Raw genomic sequence first — 16,609 nt, forward strand, 5'->3', positions numbered from 1 at the left:
CCCCCATGGTGGGGGAGGGCAGCGGCTTCGGTCACGCCGCCTGCTGGGTCCGCCCCGCATGGGGGTCGAGGCGGTAGCCGCCGCCCTCGGTCAGCAGCAGCCGCGCCTGGCCCGGATCCGGCTCGATCTTCTGGCGCAGGCGGTAGATATGCGTCTCCAGCGTGTGGGTGGTGACGGCGCTGTTGTAGCCCCACACCTCGTTCAGCAGGATCTGCCGCCCCACCGGCCGGCCGCCGGCGCGGTAGAGGTATTTCAGGATCGCCGCCTCCTTCTCCGTCAGGCGGATCTTCCGGTTCCGCGCCGGCTCGAGCAGGAGCTTGGCGGAGGGGCGGAAGGTGTAGGGCCCGACGGTGAAGACCGCGTCCTCGGAATTGTCGAACACGCGCAGCTGGGCGCGCAGCCGGGCCATCAGCTCCGACACGCGGAAGGGCTTGGCGATGTAGTCGTTCGCGCCGCTGTCGAGGCCGCGGACGATGTCCTGCTCGCCATCCGCGCCGGTCAGCATCAGGATGGGCATCCGCAGGCCCTGCTTCCGGAGCTTCGCGCAAAGCTCCCGACCGTCACCGTCGGGCAGCCCGATGTCGAGGACGATGGCGTCGAAGCGCGCATCCTCGCTGCCGAGCCTGGCCAGCGCCTCCCCGGCGCTGCCAGCCTCGGAGGGAATGAATTCGCCCTCATGCGCCAGCTGCTCCGCGAGCGTCTGACGCAGGGCTTCATCGTCGTCCACGACGAGGATGGGACGAGGACCGGCCATGATCGCTCCCGCTTCTGTGAGGTCCACACCGAAACGACGGGTGGGGACGTCGGTTTCACGCAACTGTGGTGCCATGCAGATGTGGGCATGCACGGCGGCGATGTCACGCAGCCGTGCGCCGAATCCCTTTAAGTCGAAGGTCTCGGCGCTGCTGCAACCACACGGACTCTGCCTCACGGATCACGGCGCTAGCAAGTGTTGCGATCCTTCCGACACGATCACTGTCGCTTGACTGTCGGAACGTTTTTCTAGCCGACCGCCCCCTCCCAAACGCCTTGCCCACGCCACATTGAAGCGCGGATATGCGTGCATGACGGAATGTCAGGACATGACCACCATGGGCCATCTCGCGTCGCCTACCCAGGACGCCGTTCCGTCGCCCGACGGGACGGCCATGGCCGGGGCGCTGGCGCTGCGCGCGGTCCATCGCGCCGCGTCCGACCTGCGTCGCGGCACCCCCGTCCTGCTCCGCACCCCGGAAGGCACGCTGGTGGTTGCCGCGGCCGAGGTCGTGTCGGCGCGTGGCCTGGCGGAGATCGTCGCGGCGGCGCATGGCCCGGCCGTGCTGCTGCTGGCGCCGGTCCGCGCCGCCGCGGTGCTCCAGCGTCCCGTCCCCCATGCGGCTCCCTCGCCCATGGGGACCGAGGCCGAGGTCGCCGCGCTCCGCCTGCCGCCCCTGCTGCTGAGCCCCGCGGCACTCCGCAGCCTGGCCGACCCGACTGCGGAGCGCCTGCTGCCCGCCGAGCCGGAGCGCGCGGCGGTGCCGGCCGGTGCGGCGGTGGCCATGCGGCTCGCGAAGCTCGCCCGGCTGCTGCCCGCCCTCGTCGCCGCCCCGGCGGCCGAGGCCGCGGCCGGCCGGCTCGGCCTGCTGTCGGTCGCCGCGTCGGACGTGCTCGGCCATCCCGCCGGCATGGCCGCCAGCCTGGCGCGGGTGGCCGAGGCCCGGGTGCCGCTGGAGGACGCGCCGGACGCGCGGATCGTCGCCTTCCGCGCGGCCGATGGCGGGATCGAGCACCTGGCCATCCTGGTCGGCCGGCCCGAGGACGCGCAGGGGGAAGGGCGGGCGCCGCTCGCGCGGATCCATTCCGAATGCTTCACCGGGGACCTGCTGGGCTCGCTCCGCTGCGACTGCGGGCCGCAGCTTCGGGGCGCGATCCGGCGCATGGCCGCGGACCCGGCCGGCGGCGTGCTGCTGTACCTGGCGCAGGAAGGTCGCGGCATCGGGCTGGTGAACAAGCTGCGCGCCTACACGCTGCAGGATGCCGGGCTCGACACGCTCGATGCCAACCGCGCGCTCGGCTACGGCGCGGATGAGCGCAACTTCTGGGTGGCGGGAGAGATGCTGCGCGCCGTCGGCATCGGCCGCGTGCGGCTGCTGACCAACAACCCCGACAAGCTCGCCGGCCTCGCCGCCTGCGGCATCGCCGTGGCGGGGCGGGAGGCGCACCAGTTCGAGGCCAATGGCGTGAACGACGAGTATCTCCGGACCAAGGCGGCGCGGTTCGGGCATCTGCTGGTGTGACGCGGCGGCACGGGGCTTGCTGATCCTGCGCCACCATCCGGAGCGCGCCGCGCCATGACCCTCGCCGCCCTGCCCGCCCAGACCGCGGGCGCCACGCCGCGCCCCGCGATGCCGGGGGGCTCCGCTTCGGGGACCTCCGCGCCGGGTGTCGCGCAGGAGCCGCAGCCGCAGACCATGACCTTCGCGGACTTCCTGTCGGGCCTGAACCCGCTGCACCATCTGCCGGTGGTCGGCACCATCTACCGGGCGGCGACGGGGGAGAGCATCCCGCCGGTGATGCGCGTGCTCGGCGGCGGGCTGCTCGGCGGGCCGCTCGGCATGCTGTCGGCGGCGGTGATGGCGGCGATCGACGAGTTCCGCGGCGCGCCGGACGCGCCGGTCTACGCCGCCTCGATCTCGCAGGAGCGGATGAGCGGCGATGCATGAGGACGGCTTCGCCCGCGTCTTCCCCGATGGCCGGCTGGTGCTGGGCGGGCAGGTGCTGCGCTGCGCGCTCGGCAAGGGCGGGGTCCGGCCGGCGGCGCTGAAGCGGGAAGGCGATGGCGCGACGCCGGCGGCGCGCATGCCGCTGCGCCGCCTGTTCTTCCGGGCGGATCGCCGCGCCGCGCCGCGCTGCGCGGTGCCGGTGGAGCCGATCGCCCCCACCGATGGCTGGTGCGACGATCCCGCCCATCGCGCCTACAACCGCCGCGTCACCCTGCCCTTCGACGCCTCGCACGAGGCGCTGTGGCGGGACGACCATGTCTATGACCTGGTCGGCGTGCTCGGATGGAACGACGACCCGGTGGAGCGTGGCCGCGGCAGCGCGATCTTCCTGCACCTGGCCCGCCCCGGCTTCCCGCCGACCGAGGGATGCGTCGCGCTCGACGCGCGCGACCTGCGCGCGGTGCTCGCCGCCGGGCTGCGGGGGGTGGAGGTGGCGGAGGGATAGGCGCGGCCGCCCGCGCTTGCGGGCGGCCGCGGCGGCGGATCAGCGGATGCGGTTCTCCACCAGTTCGTCCACCACCGCCGGATCCGCGAGGGTGGAGGTGTCGCCCAGCCCGTCCGTCTCGTTCGCCGCGATCTTTCGGAGGATGCGCCGCATGATCTTGCCCGACCGGGTCTTGGGCAGGCCCGGCGCCCACTGGATGGCGTCGGGCGCCGCGATCGGGCCGATCTCCTTGCGGACCCAGGCCACCAGTTCCTTCCGCAACGCCTCCGACGGCTCCTCGCCGGTCTTCAGCGTCACGTAGCAGTAGATGCCCTGGCCCTTCAGGTCGTGCGGCATGCCGACCACGGCGGCTTCCGCCACCTTGGGGTGGGCGACCAGCGCGCTTTCGATCTCGGCGGTGCCCATGCGGTGGCCGGAGACGTTGATCACGTCGTCCACGCGGCCGGTGATCCAGTAGTAGCCATCCGCATCGCGCCGCGCGCCGTCGCCGGTGAAATACATGCCCTTGAAGGTGGAGAAGTAGGTCTGCCCGAAGCGGTCATGGTCGCCGTAGATCGTGCGCATCTGGCCGGGCCAGGAATCCAGCAGCACGAGGTTGCCTTCGGCCGCGCCCTCGATGATCCGCCCTTCGCCATCCACCAGCGCCGGCTTCACGCCCGGCAGCGGCAGCGTGGCGGAACCCGGCTTCTGCGCGATGGCGCCGGGCAGGGGGGAGATGAGGATGCCGCCCGTCTCGGTCTGCCACCAGGTGTCGACGATCGGGCAGCGTTCGTCGCCCACGTTGCGGTAGTACCAGAGCCAGGCTTCCGGGTTGATCGGCTCGCCCACCGAACCCAGGATCCGCAGCGACCTGCGGCTGGTCTTCCTCACCGGCGCCTCGCCGTCGCGCATCAGCGCGCGGATGGCGGTGGGGGCGGTGTAGAAGATGTTGACCGCGTGCTTGTCGATCACCTCCCAGAAGCGGGAGACGGAGGGGTAGTTGGGCACGCCCTCGAACATCAGCGTGGTCGCGCCATTCGCGAGCGGGCCGTAGACGATGTAGGTGTGGCCCGTCACCCAGCCGACATCGGCGGTGCACCAGTAGGTCTCGCCGTCCTTGTAGTCGAACACGTATTGGTGGGTGAAGGACGCCCAGACCATGTAGCCGCCGGTGGTGTGCAGCACGCCCTTCGGCTTGCCGGTGGAGCCGCTGGTGTAGAGGATGAACAGCGGGTCCTCGGCTCCCATCGGCTCGGGCTCGGCGGTGTCGGGCAGGCCGGCGCAGGCTTCGTCCCAGGTCAGGTCGCGGCCGGGCTGCATCGGCACGGCGCCGCCGGTGTTCCGCGCGACGATGACGTGGCGGATGGAGGGGCAGGCCTTCAGCGCCTCGTCCGCGTTGGTCTTCAGCGGCACCTTGCGCCCGCCGCGCCGCCCCTCGTCGGCGGTGATGAGGACCGAGCATTCGGAATCCTGGATGCGGCTGGCCAGGCTGTCGGGCGAGAAGCCGCCGAAGACGATGGAGTGGATCGCGCCGACGCGGGCGCAGGCCAGCATCGCGACCGCCGCCTCCACGATCATCGGCAGGTAGATGCAGACGCGGTCGCCCTTCTTCACGCCGAGCCGGCGGAGCGCGTTGGTCAGCCGGCAGACCCGCGCGTGGAGTTCGCGGTAGGTGACCTTCGCGTCGCTGCCGGGGTCGTCGCCTTCCCAGATGATCGCCACCTGGTCGCCGCGCGTGGCCAGGTGCCGGTCGAGGCAGGAGACGGAGGCGTTGAGCACCCCGTCCTCGAACCACCTGATGGACACCTTGCCGGAGGTGGCGCCGAAATCGACGTCCTTGATGCGGGTCGGCGCCTTGATCCAGGCGATGCGCTGCGCCTCCTTCGCCCAGAAGGCGTCGGGATCCTTCTCGGCCGTCTCGTACATCGCCTTGTACCTGGCCGCGTCGATATGGGCCCTGGCCGCGATCTCGGGCTTCACGGCGATCAGGCTGTCGGTCATGCGCGCGCTCCCAGTGATTCTTCTGTTCGGCAACTGGCGTTGTCGTGTGCCGAATCTATGGGGCATGGCGTCCCGGGATGCGTCAATCGCTTATTGCGGTGCAGCATAGGTCTTGAGGGGGTTTAAGGACGCGGCAGGCTGCCTGTCATGCCATCGGTCCTTCGGGGCTGCCGCATCACCTGCCCGCGCGTGGACGCAAGGGCGTGTCTCTCCGTTTCCGTCGGCCAGCGAGTGCATCACCCGCCCGCGCGCGTACGCAAGAACCCCTCCCCGCCGGGCGGGGAGGGGCCGTTCGGGCTGGTGGCGTCAGTTGGTTGCGCGCGGCGCCGGGGCGGCCGGCTGCGCGGGGGCGGCGGGGCGGGTAGCCCCGGCCGTGGCGGAACCGGTGGTCCCGGCCGGGGCGGTGGCGGCGGCGCGGGGCGCGGCGGGCACGGCGCCGGCCGCGGGGCGCGGCGCCTGGCTGGTCACGCTGCCGCCGGGATTGGCGGGCGTGGCCGCCGCGGCGGGCCGCTGGCTGCCGGCCGGGGCTGGGGCCGTGGCCGGGGCCGTCTGGGCGAGGACGGGGGCGGCGCCGAACAGCAGCAGCGCGGCGGCGAGCGGGAGGCGGTTGGTGAAGCGCATCGGTCCCTCCTTGGGTTGAGCGCAAGGAGGAGGATGGCCGGCGCCGGTGGCGCCGCTTCGGCGGCCGCAAGGTCCTTTCGGGGCGGGAAGGGCGGCGCGGTGGCGCCCGTGGCGGAAGGAAGGCGCCGCCTACATCCCGGCATCCGCCGGGACGATCACCCGGCCTTCCGGGTCGACCCGCGCGGCCACCGACTCCAGGCTCTCGCCGTAACAGGGGCCGGAGAAACATTCCCCGTCCTCGATCCGGAAGCGCGCGCCATGGGCGGAACAGACGATGTGTGCGCGCTTCGCGTCCAGGAAGCGGTGCGGCGCCGGGTCCAGCGGAAGGCCGACATGCGGGCAGGAATTGACGTAGACGAAGACCTGCGCCCCCCGCCGCACCGCGAAAAGCCCGGTGAAGCCGCCCGGCGCGGGGGGGAAGCCGCGGCTGTCGCCGTCCGCGATGTCCTCCACCCGGCAGAGCACGCGTTCGTTGGCCCCGGCATCCACCGTCATTCCACCCATCCGCCCATGGCGCAGAGCGCCGCCCAGTGTTCCGCCGAGATCGGCATGACCGACAGGCGCGACATCCGCACCAGCGCGATGTCGGCCAGCCCCGGCGCCGCCTTGATGGCGGCGAGCGTCACCGGACGGGGCATCGGCGCCAGCGCCTTCACGTCGACGCAGACCCAGTCCCCCTTCGGGTCGTCCGGGCCGACGGTGGGGTCGGGATAGGCTTCCCGCACCACCTCCACCACGCCGACGATCTCCTTGCCGATGTTGGAATGGTAGAAGAAGGCGAGGTCGCCGGCCCGCATGGCCATCAGGTTGGCCTTGGCCATGTGGTTGCGCACGCCGGTCCAGGGCTCGACCCCGCGTTCCACCTGCTGCTGCCAGGAGAAGGCGTCGGGCTCCGACTTCACCAGCCAGTGGCGGCGCGGCGCGGGTTCCGCCACGGGTTCCGCCACGGGTTCCGCCGCTGGGGCCGGCGCGGCCGCCGCGCGGCCCTGCGGCTTCGCCGCCATGGTCAGACCTGCGCCCCGTCCTTGAAGACGGTGCGGAAGGGGCGCACCACGACGCTCTCGAAGACGCCCGCCCTGACATAGGGGTCGGCGGCGGCGAAGGCCTCGGCGGCGGCGCGGTCGGCGGCCTCCACCACCAGCAGGCTGCCGCAGGGGCGGCCTTCCGGGTCCAGCACGGGGCCGACCAGCACGAGGCTCTTCTCATGCGCCTTCAGGTGCTCGACATGGGCCGGGCGATTCGCCATCCGCAGGTCGAGGGAGGCGGGCTTGTCGGTGCAGGCGATGGCGAACAACATCCTTGCGGCGGCTCCTTCGGGCGTATCGGCGGGCGCATGCCCGGGTGGCGGTTGCATTCCCGGACGTAACGCCCCTGGCCTCCCGCTTCAATCCGGCGCGATACGCCACTACCTTAGCGGGGTGGACGCCACCCCCTCAGCCCCGACCCGCCCCGCCGGGACCCGGACGGACCCGCCCGCCCCCGTGGCGGCGCGGTCCCTGCACCGATTCGCCAATCCCGGACGCTTCCTGCGCCTGACCGATGCGCTGATGCCCTGGCTCTGGGCGGCCGCGGTCGCGGTCACCGCCGCGGGCGTGGCCTGGGCGCTGTTCCTCTCGCCCGCCGACTGGCAGCAGGGGGAGACGGTGCGGATCATGTACGTGCATGTCCCGATGGCCTGGCTGGCGATGGGGGGGTACACCGGGCTCGGCATCCTGTCGGCCATGTCGCTGATCTGGCGCCACCCGCTGGCCGACCTGACGGCGCGGGAATTGTCGCCGGTGGGCGCCGCGGCCACCGCGCTGTGCCTGGCGACCGGCAGCCTGTGGGGCAAGCCGATGTGGGGCGCGTGGTGGGTGTGGGATGCGCGGCTGACCAGCGTGCTGGTGCTGTTCTTCCTGTGGCTCGGCCATGCCGCGCTGGTGCGCGCCTTCGACGACATGGAGCGCGGCGCGCGGGCGGGCGCCATCCTGGCGCTGGTCGGGCTGCTGAACCTGCCGATCGTCAAGTTCTCGGTGGACTGGTGGAACACGCTGCACCAGCCCGCGACGGTGACGCGGCTGGATGCCCCGGCGATGCATGTGGACATGCTCTATCCGCTGCTGACCTGCGCGGCCGGCTTCTCGCTGCTGTTCGGCGCGGTGGTGCTGGCGCGCACGCGGGCGGCGGTGATGGAGCGGCGCATCCGCGCGCTGGAGACGGCGCGTGCCCGTCGGCTGGACATCGTCGCATGAGCACGCATCTGCTGCATGTCGTCATCTCCTGGGCGCTGTCGCTCGGCGTCTTCGGTGCGATGGGCGTGGCCGCGGCGCTGCGCCACCGCGCCGCCGCGGCGCGGCTGCGCCAGCTCGACCCGCGCGCGAAGGACGGAGCATGACGATGGCCGGATCCCGCGCGCAGACCGACCATGTTGCCGGGCGCGCCAGCGCGTCGGCGCGAAGCCGGGCGCGCGGATGCGCGCGCCCGGCGTCTGAGGGCCCAGTACAATGACCTCCCGCAAGCGTCGGCGCATGTGGATCCTGCTGCTCTGCGCCATCGGGCTCGGCAGCGCCACGGCGCTGACCCTCACCGCCTTCCAGGACAACCTGGTCTTCTTCCGCTCGCCTTCCGACATCGCGCAGGAACGGCCGGGGCCGGACCGCGCCTTCCGCCTCGGCGGCCTCGTCGAATCCGGCAGCGTGGAGCGCGAGCCCGCGGTGGCCGGGCAGCGGCCGGTGGTGCATTTCCGCGTGACGGACGGCGCCAACGCGATCCGCGTGACCTACCAGGGCGTGCTGCCCGACCTGTTCCGCGAGGGGCAGGGCGTGGTCACGATGGGGCGGCTCGGCCCCGACGGCGTCTTCCGCGCGTCCGAGGTGCTGGCCCGCCATGACGAGACCTACATGCCGCCCGAGGTCGCGGACGCGCTGAAGCGCGCGGGCCATTGGCAGCCCGAGCAGGGTGCGCCGCCGCCGCCGGCCACCTGGAACACCCTCAGCCCCGATCAGGGGCGGCCGCAGGGCAGGACCGGATCATGATCGCCGAACTCGGCCATTTCGCCCTTGCCCTCGCGCTCATCCTCGCCTTCGGGCAGTCGGTGCTGACCCTGATCGGGGCGGAGGGGCGGGATGCGCGGCTGATGGCGGCGGGCGCGCCGCTCGCGGTCGGGCAGTGCATCGCCATCGCGGCCGCTTTCGGCTGCCTCATGTGGTCCTACGCGGTGAACGACACGACGGTGCTGAACGTCGTGCAGAACAGCCATTCGGCCAAGCCGATGCTGTTCAAGATCACCGGGACCTGGGGCAACCACGAAGGCTCGCTGATCCTCTGGGTGATGATCCTCGCGCTCTGCGGCGCGGCGGTGGCGGGGTTCGGGCGGGAACTGCCCACCTCGCTCCGCGCCCGCGTGCTCGGCGTGCTCGGCCTCGTCTCGGTGGGGTTCCTGCTGTTCATCCTGAAGACCTCGAACCCGTTCGAGCGGATGTGGCCGCCGCCGCCGGACGGGCAGGGGCTGAACCCGGTGCTGCAGGACATCGGGCTCGCGATGCACCCGCCGCTGCTCTATCTCGGCTATGTCGGCTATGCGGTCACCTTCGCCTTCGCCATCGCAGCCCTGATCGAGGGACGGGTGGATGCCGCCTGGGGACGCTGGGTGCGGCCGTGGTCGCTGGCGGCGTGGTCCTTCCTGACGCTCGGCATCGCACTCGGGTCTTGGTGGGCCTATTACGAACTCGGCTGGGGCGGCTACTGGTTCTGGGACCCGGTCGAGAACGCGTCGCTGCTGCCCTGGCTGATCGGCACCGCGCTGCTGCATTCGGCGATCGTGGTGGAGAAGCGCGAAGCCCTGAAGACCTGGACCGTGCTGCTGGCGATCATCGCCTTCGGCATGTCGCTGCTGGGCACCTTCCTGGTGCGGTCGGGCGTGCTGAACTCCGTCCATTCCTTCGCCAACGACCCGGAACGCGGGATGTTCATCCTGGCGCTGCTGCTGTTCTACATGGGCGGCGCCTTCCTGCTGTTCGCGATCCGCGCGCATGTGATGGTCCCGACCGGCATTTTCGCCCCCGTCTCGCGCGAAGGGGCGATCGTGCTTAACAACCTGCTGGTCTGCTCGATCAGCGCGGTGGTCTTCGTGGGCACGCTGTGGCCGATGTTCGCCGATGCGCTGTTCGGCGCGAAGGTGTCGGTGGGCCCGCCCTTCTTCAACATGGCGTCCTTCCCGCTGGTCGTGCCGCTGCTGCTGGCCATGGCGGCGGGGCCGCTGATGCCGTGGAAGCGCGCGCAACTCTGGCCGGTGGTGCAGCGGCTGTGGTGGTGCGCCGTCGTCGCGCTGCTGGGCTTCTTCCTGGCGCTGTTGCTGACCGGGGAACGGGTGCTGCCTGCCGTCGGCTTCGCCTTCGCGATCTGGGTGGTGGGTGCGGCGGTGGCCGACATCGCCGACCGCACGGCGCTGTTCCGGCGCGCCCGCGGCGCCGGCTTCCGCGCGGGCCTTGCCAATTCCTGGGCGCGCGCGCGCGGCCTGCCGCGCGCCGCCTGGGGCGCGGCCATCGCCCATGCCGGCATCGGCATCGTGGCCGCGGGCATCGCGGGCATGGGCCTCGCGCAGGAGAAGCTGGTGGCGATGGCGCCGGGCGACACGACGCAGCTGGCCGGCTACACATGGCGGCTGGACGGCGTGCGCGACACGCCGGGCCCCAACTTCACCGCCCGCCGCGCCACCATCACCGTGCTGCGCGGGGATGAGGTGCTGCACGTCATGCAGCCGTCCCGCCGGTGGTTCCCGATCGGCCGGCAGAACACCACCGAGGTCGCGATCCGCACCAACCTGGTCTACGACCTCTACGCCGTGATCGGCGAGGAGGACGCGGCCACCGGCAAGGCGGTGATCCGCATCCACTACAACCTGCTGGCGCCCTGGCTGTGGCTCGGCGCCGCGATCATGGCGCTGGGGGGCGCGCTATCGCTGGCGGACCGGCGCGTGCGCGTCTCCGCCCCCAGCCGGCGCGCCGTGCCGAAGGGGACGCAGCCGGCATGAGCCCGCTGGTCCGCCGCACGCTGCTGTTCACGCCCTTCGCCCTGGCCGCGGCGGGTGGCGCGGCCTTCTATGGCATGCTGCAGGGGATGCGGACGGGCGAGTACAACCCGCGCGGCGTGCCCTCCGCCCTGATCGGCCAGGCCGCGCCGGACTTCGCCCTGCCGGAGCTGGAGGAGGCGGGCGTGCCGGCCCTGTCCTCCGCCGACCTGCGCGGCCTGCCCGGCCCTGTGCTGGTGAATTTCTGGGCCAGCTGGTGCGTGCCCTGCATCATCGAGCATCCGCAGCTGATGCGCCTGCACCGCGAAGGCGTGCCGGTCTTCGGCATCGCCTACAAGGACCGCCCCGCGGACAGCCTGCGGTTCCTGCGCCAGCACGGCAACCCGTTCCGCCGCCTGGCGAAGGACGAGCCGGGCCGCGTCGCGATCGACTGGGGGGTCTATGGCGTGCCGGAGACCTACCTGCTGGACCGCGGGGGCATCATCCGCTGGCGCTTCGCCGGCCCCATCACGCCCGAGGTCCTGGAGCAGGACATCCGCCCGCTGCTGAGGCGCCACGCGTGATGCGCCCCGCCTTCCTCCGCCTCCTGCTGCTGGCGCTGCTGCTGGCGCAGCCCGCGCTCGCCGTCTCCAACCCCGCCGACATGCTGCCCGACGCGGCGCAGGAGGAGCGCGCCCGCGCGCTGGGGCGGGAGATCCGCTGCATGGTCTGCCAGAACCAGTCGATCGAGGACAGCGAGGTCTCGCTTGCCCGCGACCTGCGGCTGATCGTGCGCGAACGCATCACGGCCGGCGACAGCGACGGGCAGATCCGCGCCTTCCTGCATGCGCGCTACGGCGACTTCGTGCTGCTGAAGCCGCCCTTCGCCTGGTCCACCGCCGTGCTCTGGGCGACGCCCGTGGTGGCGCTGCTGGGCGGCCTGTTCTTCATCATGCTCGCCCGCCGCCGCAGCGCCGCCGCGCCCGCCATGCCCCCCCCGCTGACGGAGGAGGAGCGCCGGCGCCTGGACGCGATCGACGACACCAAGGACACCACCCGCGCGTGATCTGGCTTCTGCTCTGCGCCCTGGCGGTGCTCGCCCTCGCGCCGCTCGCGCTCGTCCTGTTGCGCCCGGCCCGGGCGCGCGGCCGAGCGGAGGCCGACCTCGCGCTCTACCGCGCCCAGCTTGCGGAACTGGATCGGGAGAGGGAGGCGGGGCGGATCGACCCCGTCGCCCATGCCGCCGCCACGCTCGAGGTGCAGCGCCGCATCCTCGCCGCCCCGCAGGATGCGACGCCTGCCGCCGGCGCGCGCAGCGGGGCGGTGCTGGCCGCGCTGCTGTTCCTGCTGCCGGCCGCAGCCTTCGGCCTCTACCTGCTGCGCGGCGTGCCGGACATGCCGAGTGCGCCCTACGACCAGCGCCGCCAGCAGGCCGAGGCGGAGGAACAGCTGCTGTCGGCGCTGCGCGCGCGCATCGCCGCGGTGGACCCGGCGAGCGAGCCGGCGCGGCAGGGCCAGCTCCTGCTCGGCAATGCCGAGCGCAACCGGGGCCGGCTGGACGCGGCGGCGGAGGCGTGGCGCGCCGCGCTGGCGGTGCGCTTCGACGCGCAGCTGGCCGGCAACCTCGCGGAGCTGGAGATCGAGCGCGGCGACGCGGCGGCGGCCGCCGCCCTGCTGGCGCGCGCCCTGGGGTCGGAGCCCGCCGACCCGCGCCTGCGCTTCCTGAGCGGCCTGGCCGAGGCGCGGGCCGGGCGGGCGGGCAATGCCCGCAGCGTCTGGCAGGCCCTGCTGGCCGATGCGCCGCGCGACGCGCCCTGGCGCGCCGTGGTGGAGCGGCAGTTGCAGGCGCTGCCGTAGGCGCCGGGGGCACGGAGGCGAGGCCTCCGTGCGGCAGCCCTCAGTTGCCGAGCAGGCGTTGCAGCGCGTTGCGCTGCGTCGGCTGGACGATCGGTGTCTCGCCTTCCGTCGTCTCGCGGCCCAGCGCCGCATTCTCCCGCAGGCGCTGCGCCTCGCGCGTCGGGTCCACGGCGATGCCGGGCGGCGGGGCGGATTGCCAGAACATCAGCCGGTCCACCACCGAGGGGTCCGGCCGGTCGAGGCGGAGGCTCTCCTCATCGACCTGGCGGCGGATGTTGCCGCCGACCGGGCCGCCGGCCTGCGCGACCAGGGCGCGTTCCGCCCCGGACGGCGCGGCGGCGGTGGCGCCGCGGGCGCCGAGAAGGGGGCCCGCGCTCCGCGACTCCTGCGGGCGGGGGGCGCCGGGGGTGGGGGGCGGCAGGTCCCCCAGGCTCGGCGGGACCGAGAGGGGGGCGCGCGTCGTCACCTGGAACTCGTCCGGCGGGTCGCGCAGGAAGCCGAGGTTGCGGGCGGTGTCGCCGCCGCAGCCGGCCAGCGCCAGCATGAGCGGCAGGGCGAGGAGGGAGGGGCGGGACGGGGTCATGGCCTCTGATCCTTAGCCTTCGGGGATGGCCGCAACAAGGCATCCGCGACCAGGGTGAGCACGCCCACGACGATCGCGGCATCCGCCACGTTGAAGACGTACCAATGCCAGCCGAAGGCATGGGCGTCGAGGAAATCCGCGACCGCCCCGAAGCGCACCCGGTCGATCACGTTGCCGACCGCGCCGCCGACCACGGCGCCGAGGGCGAGCGCGGTCGTCCGGTTCTCCGCCCGCGCCAGCCAGCGCAGCAGCACGCCCGCGATGGCCAGCGCCACCGCGCCGAGCGCCGCCTGCGACCAAGGGCTGTCGCCCGCCAGCAGCCCGAAGGTGACGCCGCGGTTCCAGACCATCGTCAGGTCGAAGCCGAAGGGGCCGAGCGCCAGCAGCGGGATGTGCCGCACCTCCGCGAGCCGCAGCACGTCGAGCATGAACCACTTCGTCGCCTGGTCGGCGACGAGGATGGCGGCGGCGAGCGTGAGCCCGATGCGGAGCATCAGCCGCGCCGGCCTTCCACCACCGCCTCGCAGCGGCGGCAGAGCGTCGGGTGGGCGTGGGACTGCCCGACCTCGGGCAGGATGCGCCAGCAGCGGTCGCACTTCGTGCCGGGGGCGGGGGCGAAGGTCACGCGCCGCGCCTCGGCCGGCACCACCTCGGCGGCAGAGGTGATGGCGATCTCGGCCCAGCCCTCGGCGCCCAGCAGCGCCGCTTCCTCGGCCGGCAGTTCCAGCCTTGGCGCGGCCTGCAGCGAGGCGCCGATGGTCCGGGCGGCGCGCGCGGCCTCCAGCGTCGCGGTGACGTCGCCGCGGATCTCGCGCAGCTTCCGCCACTTGGCCGCCAGCGCCTCGTCCCGCCACTCGGGCGGGATCTCCGGCCAGTCGCGCAGGTGGATGCTGTCCGCCTCGTCCGGGAAGCGGGCCAGCCAGGCCTCCTCCGCCGTGAAGATCAGCACCGGCGCCAGCCAGGCGGTCAGGCAGCGGTGCAGCCGGTCGATCACCGTGCGCGCGGCGCGGCGGCGCGGGCTGTCCGGCGCGTCGCAGTAGAGGCTGTCCTTGCGGATGTCGAAGTAGAAGGCCGACAGGTCGGCGGCGCAGAAGGCGTGGATCTCGGGGTAGACGCCGGTCCAGTCATGCGTCCGCACGGCGTCCCGCAGCCTGGCATCCAGCTCCGCCAGCCGGTGCAGCACCCAGCGTTCCAGCTCCGGCAGCGCGTCATGCGCGACCGTCTCGGCCTCCGTGAAGCCGTCGAGGCTGCCGAGCAGCCAGCGCAGCGTGTTGCGGATGCGCCGGTACAGCTCCGCCTGCTGCTCCAGGATCTTCGGGCCGATGCGCTGGTCCTCGGTGACGTCGGTGTTCATCACCCAGAGCCGCAGGATGTCCGCGCCGGACTTGCCGACCACCTCCTGCGGCGCCACGACGTTGCCGAGCGACTTCGACATCTTCCGCCCCTGCTCGTCCAGCACGAAGCCATGCGTCAGGATCGCCTTGAAGGGCGCGACGCCGCGCGTGCCGACCGATTCCAGCAGCGAGGAATGGAACCAGCCGCGATGCTGGTCCGAGCCTTCGAGGTAGAGGTCGGCCGGGAAGGGCAGGCCGCGTTCGGGGGTCAGCACGAAGGCATGGGTCGAGCCCGATTCGAACCAGACATCGACGATGTCCATCACCTGGTCGTAGTCCTCCGCCCTGCGGTCGGGGCCGAGGAAGCGCTGCGCGGCGCCGGGCTTGTACCAGGCATCCGCCCCCTCGGCGCGGAAGGCCTCCACCACGCGGTCGACGATCGCCTGGTCGCGCAGCGGCTCGCCCGACTGCTTCGAGACGAAGACCGGGATCGGCACGCCCCAGGCGCGCTGGCGGCTGATGCACCAGTCGGGGCGGGCGGCGACCATGCTGCCGATGCGGTTGCGTCCCATGTCCGGGACGAAATGCGTCTTCGCGATGGCGTCGAGGGCCTTGGCGCGGATCGTGCGCGCATCCTCCTCCCCGTCGCCGGAGGCGACCGGGATGTCGAGCCCGATGAACCACTGCGGCGTCGCGCGGAAGATCACCGGCTTCTTGGACCGCCAGCTATGCGGGTAGCTGTGCGTCAGCCGGGACTTCGCCACCAGCGTCCCGCAGGCTTCCGCCGCCGCGTAGACCGCGTCATGCGCCTTGAAGACGTGCAGCCCCGTGAAGCCCGGCGCGTGCTGCGTGAAGGTGCCGTCGTCGGCCACCGTCTCGGTCACCGGGATGCCGTGCGCGCGGCCGAGGTTGAAGTCGTCCTCGCCATGGCCGGGCGCGATGTGGACGAAGCCGGTGCCGGCCTCGGTGGTGACGAAGTCGCCGGCCAGCAGGGGGACGGGGAAGTCGTAGCCGCCCTTCGCCTCCGGCATGCCGCGCAGCGGATGCGCGGCGACGGCCCCGGCCAGCTCCGCGCCCTTCAGCACGCGCCTGACGGTGTGCGCGCCGAGCCCGGCATCCTTCTCGAACGCCGGCAGCAGCGGCAGGGCGACGAGCAGGAATTCCCCCACCTCCAGGTGGCTGCCCTCGGCCACGCCCTCCACATGCACCAGCGCGTAGTCGATCTCCTCGCCATAGGCGACGGCACGGTTGCCGGGGATGGTCCAGGGCGTGGTGGTCCAGATCACCACCGACGCCCTGCGCAGGTCCTCCGCCCCCGCCCGGTCGAGGCGGAAGCGCGCCCAGAGCGTGGGGGAGACGTGGTCGTGGTACTCGATCTCGGCCTCGGCCAGCGCGGTCTTCTCGACCGGGCTCCACATCACCGGGCGCAGGCCGCGGTAGAGGCCGCCATTCATCAGGAAGCGCCCGATCTCCTCCGCGATCACCGCCTCCGAGGCGAAGTCCATCGTCGCGTAGCGCCCGCCCCAGTCGCCGAGCACGCCGAGGCGCTTGAACTCCTCCCGCTGCACGCCCAGCCAGTGTTCGGCGTAGCGGCGGCATTCGGCGCGGAAGTCGAGGATCGGGACCTCGTCCTTGTTCTTCTTCCTCGCCCGGTACTCCTCCTCGACCTTCCACTCGATCGGCAGGCCGTGGCAGTCCCAGCCCGGGACGTAGTCGGCGTCGTGGCCGGCCATCTGGGCGGCGCGGTTGATGACGTCCTTCAGGATCTTGTTCAGCGCCGTGCCGATGTGCAGCGGGCCGTTGGCATAGGGCGGGCCGTCATGCAGGACGAATTTCGGCCGGCCCCGCGACCTTTCGCGGAGCTTCGCCCAAAGCTCCATCCCCTCCCACCGGGCAAGCCATCCGGGCTCGCGCTTCGGCAGGTCGCCGCGCATGGGGAAGTCGGTCTTCGGCAACAGGACGGTGCCGCGGTAGTCGCGGCCGGCCGGGGCGTTGGTCGTGGCGTCGTTCATGGGTGCGGGTCTCGGGCGGCCGGCAGGG

General features: G+C 72.8%; 19 protein-coding genes. 10 read left to right on the forward strand and 9 right to left on the reverse strand.

All coding sequences use genetic code 11. The features are described from left to right. Window positions 1-31 precede the first annotated feature (31 nt). Window positions 32-754 carry a response regulator transcription factor gene (locus tag ACK8OX_RS11215; RefSeq protein ID WP_430664169.1) on the reverse strand — a complete coding sequence of 241 codons (723 nt, stop codon included), beginning with the start codon at window positions 752-754 and terminating at the stop codon, window positions 32-34. Window positions 755-1,064: 310 nt separating this feature from the next. Between ACK8OX_RS11215 and ACK8OX_RS11220 the strand changes: the two genes are divergently transcribed. Genes ACK8OX_RS11220 through ACK8OX_RS11230 form a run of 3 tightly spaced genes read left to right on the forward strand, consistent with a single transcriptional unit; the run spans window position 1,065 to window position 3,207 of the window. Continuing rightward, on the forward strand, window positions 1,065-2,276 hold the full coding sequence (locus ACK8OX_RS11220; RefSeq protein ID WP_430664170.1) for a GTP cyclohydrolase II: 1,212 nt from the start codon (window positions 1,065-1,067) through the stop codon (window positions 2,274-2,276). A 54-nt stretch (window positions 2,277-2,330) separates the two neighbouring features. Next, window positions 2,331-2,702 carry a hypothetical protein gene (locus tag ACK8OX_RS11225; RefSeq protein ID WP_430664171.1) on the forward strand — a complete coding sequence of 124 codons (372 nt, stop codon included), beginning with the start codon at window positions 2,331-2,333 and terminating at the stop codon, window positions 2,700-2,702. Further along, window positions 2,695-3,207: a L,D-transpeptidase family protein gene (locus ACK8OX_RS11230; protein WP_430664172.1), complete on the forward strand. Its 513-nt coding sequence runs from the start codon at window positions 2,695-2,697 to the stop codon at window positions 3,205-3,207. The genes ACK8OX_RS11225 and ACK8OX_RS11230 overlap by 8 nt, the downstream gene beginning before the upstream one ends. A gap of 39 nt (window positions 3,208-3,246) precedes the next feature. Here the strand turns inward: ACK8OX_RS11230 and acs are convergent, their stop codons facing one another. From acs to ACK8OX_RS11255, 5 genes are all read right to left on the reverse strand, one after another. After that, window positions 3,247-5,187 carry an acetate--CoA ligase gene (gene acs, locus ACK8OX_RS11235; protein WP_430664173.1) on the reverse strand — a complete coding sequence of 647 codons (1,941 nt, stop codon included), beginning with the start codon at window positions 5,185-5,187 and terminating at the stop codon, window positions 3,247-3,249. A gap of 306 nt (window positions 5,188-5,493) precedes the next feature. Next, window positions 5,494-5,808 carry a hypothetical protein gene (locus ACK8OX_RS11240; protein ID WP_430664174.1) on the reverse strand — a complete coding sequence of 105 codons (315 nt, stop codon included), beginning with the start codon at window positions 5,806-5,808 and terminating at the stop codon, window positions 5,494-5,496. Window positions 5,809-5,937: 129 nt separating this feature from the next. Next, window positions 5,938-6,303: a Rieske (2Fe-2S) protein gene (locus ACK8OX_RS11245; protein WP_430664175.1), complete on the reverse strand. Its 366-nt coding sequence runs from the start codon at window positions 6,301-6,303 to the stop codon at window positions 5,938-5,940. Continuing rightward, window positions 6,300-6,812 (reverse strand): EVE domain-containing protein, encoded by a 513-nt coding sequence (locus ACK8OX_RS11250; RefSeq protein WP_430664176.1) that lies wholly within the window; start codon window positions 6,810-6,812, stop codon window positions 6,300-6,302. Before ACK8OX_RS11250 ends, ACK8OX_RS11245 begins: the two co-directional genes overlap by 4 nt. A gap of 2 nt (window positions 6,813-6,814) precedes the next feature. Beyond that, window positions 6,815-7,105 (reverse strand): YciI family protein, encoded by a 291-nt coding sequence (locus ACK8OX_RS11255; RefSeq protein ID WP_430664177.1) that lies wholly within the window; start codon window positions 7,103-7,105, stop codon window positions 6,815-6,817. 184 nt (window positions 7,106-7,289) lie between these two features. Between ACK8OX_RS11255 and ACK8OX_RS11260 the strand changes: the two genes are divergently transcribed. The 7 genes from ACK8OX_RS11260 to ccmI all read left to right on the forward strand — a co-directional run bounded on the left by ACK8OX_RS11260 (window position 7,290) and on the right by ccmI (window position 12,652). Continuing rightward, entirely contained in the window at window positions 7,290-8,039 is a 750-nt protein-coding gene (locus ACK8OX_RS11260; RefSeq protein WP_430664247.1) for a heme ABC transporter permease, read from the forward strand. Beyond that, window positions 8,036-8,182, forward strand: coding sequence for a hypothetical protein (locus tag ACK8OX_RS11265; protein ID WP_430664178.1), 147 nt, complete (start codon window positions 8,036-8,038; stop codon window positions 8,180-8,182). The genes ACK8OX_RS11260 and ACK8OX_RS11265 overlap by 4 nt, the downstream gene beginning before the upstream one ends. Before the next feature lie 109 nt (window positions 8,183-8,291). Beyond that, window positions 8,292-8,822 (forward strand): cytochrome c maturation protein CcmE, encoded by a 531-nt coding sequence (gene ccmE / locus ACK8OX_RS11270; RefSeq protein ID WP_430664179.1) that lies wholly within the window; start codon window positions 8,292-8,294, stop codon window positions 8,820-8,822. Continuing rightward, window positions 8,819-10,819 carry a heme lyase CcmF/NrfE family subunit gene (locus ACK8OX_RS11275; RefSeq protein ID WP_430664180.1) on the forward strand — a complete coding sequence of 667 codons (2,001 nt, stop codon included), beginning with the start codon at window positions 8,819-8,821 and terminating at the stop codon, window positions 10,817-10,819. Before ccmE ends, ACK8OX_RS11275 begins: the two co-directional genes overlap by 4 nt. Continuing rightward, entirely contained in the window at window positions 10,816-11,379 is a 564-nt protein-coding gene (locus tag ACK8OX_RS11280) for a DsbE family thiol:disulfide interchange protein (RefSeq protein ID WP_430664181.1), read from the forward strand. The genes ACK8OX_RS11275 and ACK8OX_RS11280 overlap by 4 nt, the downstream gene beginning before the upstream one ends. Beyond that, window positions 11,379-11,861 (forward strand): cytochrome c-type biogenesis protein, encoded by a 483-nt coding sequence (locus ACK8OX_RS11285; RefSeq protein ID WP_430664182.1) that lies wholly within the window; start codon window positions 11,379-11,381, stop codon window positions 11,859-11,861. Before ACK8OX_RS11280 ends, ACK8OX_RS11285 begins: the two co-directional genes overlap by 1 nt. After that, a complete protein-coding gene (ccmI, locus tag ACK8OX_RS11290) occupies window positions 11,858-12,652 on the forward strand; it encodes a c-type cytochrome biogenesis protein CcmI (protein ID WP_430664183.1) in 795 nt (264 codons plus the stop codon). The genes ACK8OX_RS11285 and ccmI overlap by 4 nt, the downstream gene beginning before the upstream one ends. Before the next feature lie 40 nt (window positions 12,653-12,692). Here ccmI and ACK8OX_RS11295 read toward each other — a convergent pair whose 3' ends face one another. From ACK8OX_RS11295 to ileS, 3 genes are read right to left on the reverse strand one after another with little or no spacing between them, the layout of a single operon-like run. Then, a complete protein-coding gene (locus ACK8OX_RS11295) occupies window positions 12,693-13,235 on the reverse strand; it encodes a DUF3035 domain-containing protein (protein WP_430664184.1) in 543 nt (180 codons plus the stop codon). Next, complete coding sequence (lspA, locus tag ACK8OX_RS11300) at window positions 13,232-13,729, reverse strand: signal peptidase II (protein WP_430664185.1); 498 nt, start codon at window positions 13,727-13,729, stop codon at window positions 13,232-13,234. The genes ACK8OX_RS11295 and lspA overlap by 4 nt, the downstream gene beginning before the upstream one ends. Next, the gene (gene ileS / locus ACK8OX_RS11305) at window positions 13,729-16,581 is read right to left on the reverse strand and encodes an isoleucine--tRNA ligase (protein ID WP_430664186.1); all 2,853 of its coding nucleotides are present in this window, start codon (window positions 16,579-16,581) and stop codon (window positions 13,729-13,731) included. The genes lspA and ileS overlap by 1 nt, the downstream gene beginning before the upstream one ends. Window positions 16,582-16,609 lie beyond the last annotated feature (28 nt).

It is taken from the genome of Falsiroseomonas sp. CW058 (assembly GCF_050563535.1).
GTDB lineage: Bacteria > Pseudomonadota > Alphaproteobacteria > Acetobacterales > Acetobacteraceae > Falsiroseomonas.